Annotated in this window: 4 protein-coding genes; 3 read left to right on the top strand and 1 reads right to left on the bottom strand. The window is 68.3% G+C overall.

The features are described from left to right. The first annotated feature begins 275 nt into the window (after positions 1 to 275). Positions 276 to 2,378 carry an ATP-dependent DNA helicase DinG gene (gene dinG, locus ACVOME_RS10045; protein WP_481505047.1) on the top strand — a complete coding sequence of 701 codons (2,103 nt, stop codon included), beginning with the start codon at positions 276 to 278 and terminating at the stop codon, positions 2,376 to 2,378. Between the two features lie 107 nt (positions 2,379 to 2,485). On the opposite strand, the gene ilvD is transcribed toward dinG, so the two are convergent. Further along, on the bottom strand, positions 2,486 to 4,324 hold the full coding sequence (gene ilvD / locus ACVOME_RS10040) for a dihydroxy-acid dehydratase (protein ID WP_481505046.1): 1,839 nt from the start codon (positions 4,322 to 4,324) through the stop codon (positions 2,486 to 2,488). Positions 4,325 to 4,558: 234 nt separating this feature from the next. Between ilvD and ACVOME_RS10035 the strand changes: the two genes are divergently transcribed. Both ACVOME_RS10035 and ACVOME_RS10030 read left to right on the top strand, forming a co-directional pair. After that, on the top strand, positions 4,559 to 5,131 hold the full coding sequence (locus tag ACVOME_RS10035) for a DUF1190 domain-containing protein (protein ID WP_053517972.1): 573 nt from the start codon (positions 4,559 to 4,561) through the stop codon (positions 5,129 to 5,131). 7 nt (positions 5,132 to 5,138) lie between these two features. Next, positions 5,139 to 6,317 carry a glutathionylspermidine synthase family protein gene (locus tag ACVOME_RS10030; protein ID WP_481505045.1) on the top strand — a complete coding sequence of 393 codons (1,179 nt, stop codon included), beginning with the start codon at positions 5,139 to 5,141 and terminating at the stop codon, positions 6,315 to 6,317. Positions 6,318 to 6,372: the final 55 nt, after the last annotated feature.

Here is a 6,372-nt window from a genome sequence, read left to right as displayed (position 1 = left end):
GGGGGGGGGGGGGGGGGGGGGGGGGGGGGGGGCGGGGGGGGGGGGGGGGGGCGGCGGGGGGGGGGGGGGGGCCCGCCCCCCCCGCTACCGTCGATGGGCGGGTAGCGCCGGACCATGCCCGGCGGAAGCGCCGCATCTGCCCCGGCGCTGTACGGCCATCCAGCCCATGACCGCCAAGGCCCGACGCCGCTGACCCTGTTCAGCGCACGCGCCTCGGTCCCGGCCGCCGGCCATGCGACAATGACCGGCCTGATCCAGCCACGGTAGTTCCCGGCGTGACCGAAACCGTCGCCGCTCCGCGCACGCTCGATGAGCCCTTGAAGGACGCGATCCGCAAGGCCTATACGACGCTGCAGGCCAACACTCCCGGCTTTTCCACGCGCCGCTCGCAGAGCCAGATGATCGGCGTGGTGTCGCGCGCGTTGTCGAAAAGCGGTGGCGTGGGCGTGGTCGAGGCACCCACCGGCGTCGGCAAGAGCCTGGGCTACCTGACCGCCGGCGTGCCGATCGCGCTGGCCAGCAAGAAGAAGCTGGTGATCAGTACCGGTACCGTGGCGCTGCAGTCGCAGCTGGTCGAGCGCGACATCCCGAACTTCCTCAAGGCGACCGGACTGGAAGCGACCGTGGCCCTGGCCAAGGGCCGCACCCGCTACCTGTGCACGCGCAATGCCGCCGAGGCCCAGGGCGAGGGCTCGCAGGGCGGCATGTTCGAGGATGACGCGCCCCTGTTCGACCGGCCGCTGGCGCCGATCGAGATGGACATCGCCAAGCGCCTGACCGACGCCTTCACCGGTGGCAGTTGGGATGGCGACATTGACAACGCACCGGAGACCATCAGCCCCGGCCTGCGCAGCCGCATCACCACGCCGGCCTCGGGCTGCGCCGGGCGTCGCTGTGCGTATTCGGCGCAGTGCGCGGTGCTGCGCTCGCGCAACACCGTGCGTGATGCGCAGATCGTGGTGACCAATCACGCGCTGCTGCTGTCGGCGCTGTCGATCGGCGACAGTGACAATGGCCAGCCGTTGATCGCCGCGCCCTCGGAGATGCTGCTGGTGCTGGACGAGGGCCATCACATCGGCAACGTCGCCATCGACCAGGGCGCGGCCAGCCTGGCGCTGGACGAGATGGCCAAACGCACCGGCCGCCTGCAGATCCTGATTGCCGGCGCGTACCGTGCGGTCGACAAGGACCGCCTCGGCAACCTGCTGCCGAACGAAGCCATCGACGTCGCCAGCAACGTGGCTAAGCAGCTGCGCGCATTCCGCGACCATGTCGAAGCGGTGTGGATGCCAGCGCCGGCCGACGAGGAACCGATGTGGCGCGCGGCCAACGGTCGCCTGCCGGAAGCGTGGCGCGAACCGATCGAAGCACTGGCCGACGATACCCGCAGCCTCTACAACTGGGCGCATGCCGCCACCGCGCAGGTGGCCAAGGGCAAGCCGGACGACCCGGCGCGTGAGCGCCTGCAGCGCAACCTCGGCATGGCGCTGGAGATGATCGAGCAGCAGTACAACCTCTGGCAGGCCTGGCGCCGTGAGGACAAGGACGGTGCGCCGCCGATGGCGCGCTGGGTCACCGCCACCCGCGACGGCGATCTGGTCCTGCATGGCTCACCGGTCTCGGCCGCGCATGTGCTGCGCAAGCTGCTGTGGGACGAGGTGGACTCGGTGGTGATGACCTCGGCGACGCTGACCGGCGGTGGCGATTTCCAGTCGCTGGCGATCGACAATGGCATTCCCGAGGAAGCCGAGATGGTTTCGCTGTCCTCGCCGTTCGACCTGCCGAACCAGGCCGAGCTGATCGTGCCGAAGTTCCCGGTCACGCCCGACGACCGCGAAGGCCATCCCCGCGAGGTGGCGCGTTACCTCGATACGGAGCTGGACTGGGCCAAGGGCTCGATGGTGCTGTTCACCTCGCGCTGGAAGATGGAGAAAGTCGTCGGACTGATGCCTGCCGCGCGGCGCAAGCAGGTGCTGATACAGGGCGAGATGTCCAAGACCCGGCTGATCGACGAACACCTGCGGCGCGTGGCGGCGGGCGAGGGCTCGGTGCTGTTCGGGCTGAACTCGTTCGGCGAGGGCCTCGACCTGCCCGGTGAAGCCTGCACCACGGTGGTGATCACCCAGGTACCGTTCGCGGTGCCGACCGATCCGCAGACCGCTACCCTGAGCGAGTGGTTCGAGGCGCGTGGACTCAACGCGTTCAACCTGATCGCCATTCCACACGCGCTGCGCACGCTGACCCAGTTCGCCGGCCGCCTGATCCGCACCTCCACCGATACCGGGCGCGTGGTCATCCTCGATTCGCGGCTGCTGACCCGCCGTTACGGCAAGCGCATCATCGACGCGCTGCCGCCGTTCAAGCGCGTGATCGGCTGACGATCGGAAGGTAGCGCCGGGCCATGCCCGGCGAGCGCGAAGCGCGGCCTGTGTCAGGTGCCATCACCGATAAGATCGGAACGCCGCCGGGTACGGTCCGGCGGCGCCTAATCGCCCAGCAGCGCGGTGTTGCGTACGGCGCCCTTGTCGGCGCTGGTGGCCAGCAGGGCGTAGGCCTTCAACGCGCTGGTGACCTTGCGTGGGCGCGCCTCACGCGGCTTCCATCCCAACGCATCCTGCTCGGCACGGCGCGCATCCAACGTCGCCGCATCCACCAGCAGATCAATCCGCCGCGCCGGAATATCAATGCGGATACGGTCGCCGTCGCGTACCAGCCCGATCGCACCGCCCGCCGCCGCTTCCGGCGAGGCATGCCCGATCGACAACCCGGACGTACCGCCCGAGAAGCGCCCGTCGGTCAGCAGCGCGCACTGCTTGCCCAGTCCCTTCGATTTCAGGTAGCTGGTGGGGTAGAGCATTTCCTGCATGCCGGGGCCGCCTTTCGGGCCTTCGTAGCGGATGACCACCACGTCGCCCGCCTTCACTTCGTCGGCGAGGATGCCGGCCACGGCCGCGTCCTGGCTCTCGAACACGCGCGCACTGCCCTCGAACACGTGGATGGATTCATCCACGCCTGCGGTCTTCACCACGCAACCGTCTTCGGCCAGATTACCGCGCAGCACGGCCAGTCCGCCTTCTGCCGAGTAGGCATGCGCGACGCTGCGGATGCAGCCTTCGGCGCGGTCCACGTCCAGCGTGGGCCAGCGCGTGGCCTGGCTGAAAGCCACCTGGGTGGGGATGCCGGCCGGGCCGGCACGGAAGAAGTCGTGCACGCTTGATTCGCTGCTGACCGCCACATCCCAGCGCTGGAGAGCATCGGCCAGGGTGCGGCTGTGCACGGTCGGCACGGTGGTATCCAACAGGCCGCCGCGCGCCAGCTCGCCCAGGATGCCGTACACGCCACCCGCGCGGTGCACGTCTTCCATGTGGTACCTGGGCGTGTTCGGCGCCACCTTGCACAGCTGCGGCACGCGCCGTGACAGCGCATCGATGTGGGTCAGGTCGAAGTCCACTTCGGCTTCCTGCGCGGCGGCCAGCAGGTGCAGGATGGTATTGGTCGATCCGCCCATGGCGATGTCCAGGGTCATCGCATTGGCGAACGCGGCCTGCGTGGCGATGCCCCGCGGCAGCGCGCTTTCTTCCTCGCCGCCGTACCAGCGGTGGCACAGTTCGACGATCAGGCGGCCCGCGCGCAGGAACAGCTGTTCGCGATCGGCATGGGTGGCCAGGGTCGAGCCGTTGCCGGGCAGCGACAGGCCCAGCGCTTCGGTCAGGCAGTTCATCGAGTTGGCGGTGAACATGCCCGAACAGGAGCCGCAGGTCGGGCAGGCGCTGCGCTCGAACTCGGCCACCTTTTCATCGCTGGCGCTCTCGTCGGCGGCGATGACCATCGCATCGACCAGATCCAGCTTGTGCTCGGACAGCCGGGTCTTGCCCGCTTCCATCGGCCCGCCGGACACGAACACCACCGGGATGTTCAGGCGCAGTGCGGCCATCAGCATGCCAGGGGTGATCTTGTCGCAGTTGGAAATGCACACCAGCGCATCGGCGCAGTGCGCGTTGACCATGTACTCGACCGAGTCGGCGATGATCTCGCGGCTGGGCAGTGAATACAGCATGCCGTCGTGGCCCATCGCGATACCGTCGTCCACGGCGATCGTGTTGAACTCCTTGGCGACGCCGCCGACCTTCTCGATCTCGCGCGCGACCAGCTGGCCGAGGTCCTTCAGGTGCACGTGGCCCGGTACGAACTGGGTGAACGAGTTGGCGATGGCGATGATCGGCTTGTGGAAATCGTCGTCCTTCATGCCGGTGGCACGCCACAGGGCGCGGGCGCCGGCCATGTTGCGGCCGGCGGTGGAGGTGCGGGAGCGGTATTCGGGCATGGCTGGCGGAACGGGCGGGCCGTACGACATGGGGTGTCGGACGATCATCGCCAATTTTTTCGGTTGCTGCTGCAACCACCGCTCGTCTGCGCGGCGCCGCCGGGCGATGCGGCGATGGCGGATCGGGCCTGACGAAAATGAAACGCCGTTCATCTTTCGGACTTTGCCGATTCCGGTTGTTGGCCCGGATCGGGCATCATTGGGGTATTGATCCGCTGCTTGAGGCATGAGGCCATGAAACGTTCCCGCACCACCGCGCTGCTGCTGATGAGCGCCGCACCGCTGCTGTTCACCGCCTGCCAGAAGGAGCCGGAGGTGAAGGTGCAGGAAGGCCTGTTCACTTCGGTCGAGGCCTGCACCGAGGCCACCGGTGATCCGTCGTCGTGCCGCAACGCGTTCGCCGAGGCGCAGAAGCAGGCCGCCGACGCTGCGCCGAAGTACGCCACCAAGGAAGCCTGCGAGCAGGACTACAAGCCCGAGCAGTGCGTGCAGCAGCACACGTCGGCAGGTACCTCGTTCATCGGCCCGATGATGATGGGCTTCTTCATGTCCCAGATGCTGAGCAACCGCGGTGGCCTGGCCCCGCAGGCGCCGGCGTCGGCACCGGCCTACCAGGACAAGAATGCGGGTTGGGCGCGTTCGGCCCCGGGCGGTACGGGGGGCCTGAACACCGCCAGCGGCATCGGCGCCGGCAAGGCTGGCCTGGCACCGGTCACCAGCGAGCCGAACCGCGCCGTTACCGCCAGCCGGGGTGGCTTCGGCAACACCAGCGCGCGTCGCAGCACCAGCGGCAGCTACGGCGGCTGATCGACCCATGCAGCGTATCCGTATCGCCGAGCGCGCCCACTGGCGGGCGCGCGCGGAGGAAGCCGGTTTCCGCTTCCACACCATCGACGGCCAGCCGTACTGGGATGAAAGCGCGTATTACGCCTTCACCCTGCGCCAGATCGAACAGGACATCGAAGATCCCAGCGCCGAGCTGCACCAGATGGCGCTCGACCTTGTGGGCGACGTGGTGGCCAGCGAGCGGCTGATGGATCAGCTGGCGATTCCCGCGCATTACCGCGACTGGATCGCCGACAGCTGGCGCCAGCGCCAGCCGCATCTGTACGGCCGGCTCGATCTGGCCTATGACGGTACCGGTCCGGCCAAGCTGTACGAGCTGAACTACGACACGCCGACCTCGCTGTTCGAGGCCAGTTTCTTCCAGTGGCAGTGGCTGGAGGACCAGCGCAACGCCGGCCGCCTGCCGCAGCATGCCGACCAGTTCAACGCCATCCATGAGGCACTGGTCGAACGTTTCGGCGAGCTCGCCGGCCGCCTGCCGCCACCGCTGTACTTCAGCGCCGTGGGCAGTTCGGAAGAGGACCGCGGCACGGTGGAATACCTGCGCGACTGTGCTTCGCAGGCAGGCCTGCACGGGCAGGGCATCGCCATCGAAGACATCGGCCTGTCCGCGGATGGCCGCTTCACCGCGCTGGACGATTCGGTGATCGGCACGCTGTTCAAGCTGTATCCGCTGGAAGACCTGATGGCCGAGGAGTTTGGCCGCGCGCTGCCCGGCTCGGGCGTGCAGCTGCTGGAACCGGCATGGAAGGCGGTGCTGAGCAACAAGGGCATCCTGCCATTGCTGTGGCAGCGCAATGTCGGCCACCCGAACCTGCTGGAGGCGCACTTCGACGACGGCAGCGCGCTGGCCACCGGATGGGTGCGCAAGCCGCTGTTCTCGCGCGAAGGCGCCAACATCGAAATGCACCTGGCCGATGGCAGCACCCAGCGCAGCGACGGCCCCTACGATGGACCGGCGATCATCCAGCGCGCGCATCCGTTGACCCGCTTCGAAGGCGGTTATCCGCTGATCGGCAGCTGGGTGGTCGGTGACCACGCCTGTGGCATCGGCATCCGCGAGGACGACAGCGCGATCACCCGCGACAGCGCGCGCTTCCTACCGCACGCGATCGTTGACGAGGCGCCGACGCGGATCTACGTCTGAGCACGGTGCGCACCCGCACACGTAGTGGACGGTAGCGCCGGGCCATGCCCGGCGT

Source organism: Stenotrophomonas sp. STEN008, from assembly GCF_056760435.1.
This window is presented reverse-complemented; position numbering and strand designations above follow the sequence as displayed.

Bases quoted from the DNA above. Each gene is read 5' to 3' on its own strand.
- ilvD (WP_481505046.1), bottom strand. From the start codon at position 4,324: ATGCCCGAATACCGCTCCCGCACCTCCACCGCCGGCCGCAACATGGCC.
- ACVOME_RS10035 (WP_053517972.1), top strand. From the start codon at position 4,559: ATGAAACGTTCCCGCACCACCGCGCTGCTGCTGATGAGCGCCGCACCG.
- ACVOME_RS10030 (WP_481505045.1), top strand. From the start codon at position 5,139: ATGCAGCGTATCCGTATCGCCGAGCGCGCCCACTGGCGGGCGCGCGCG.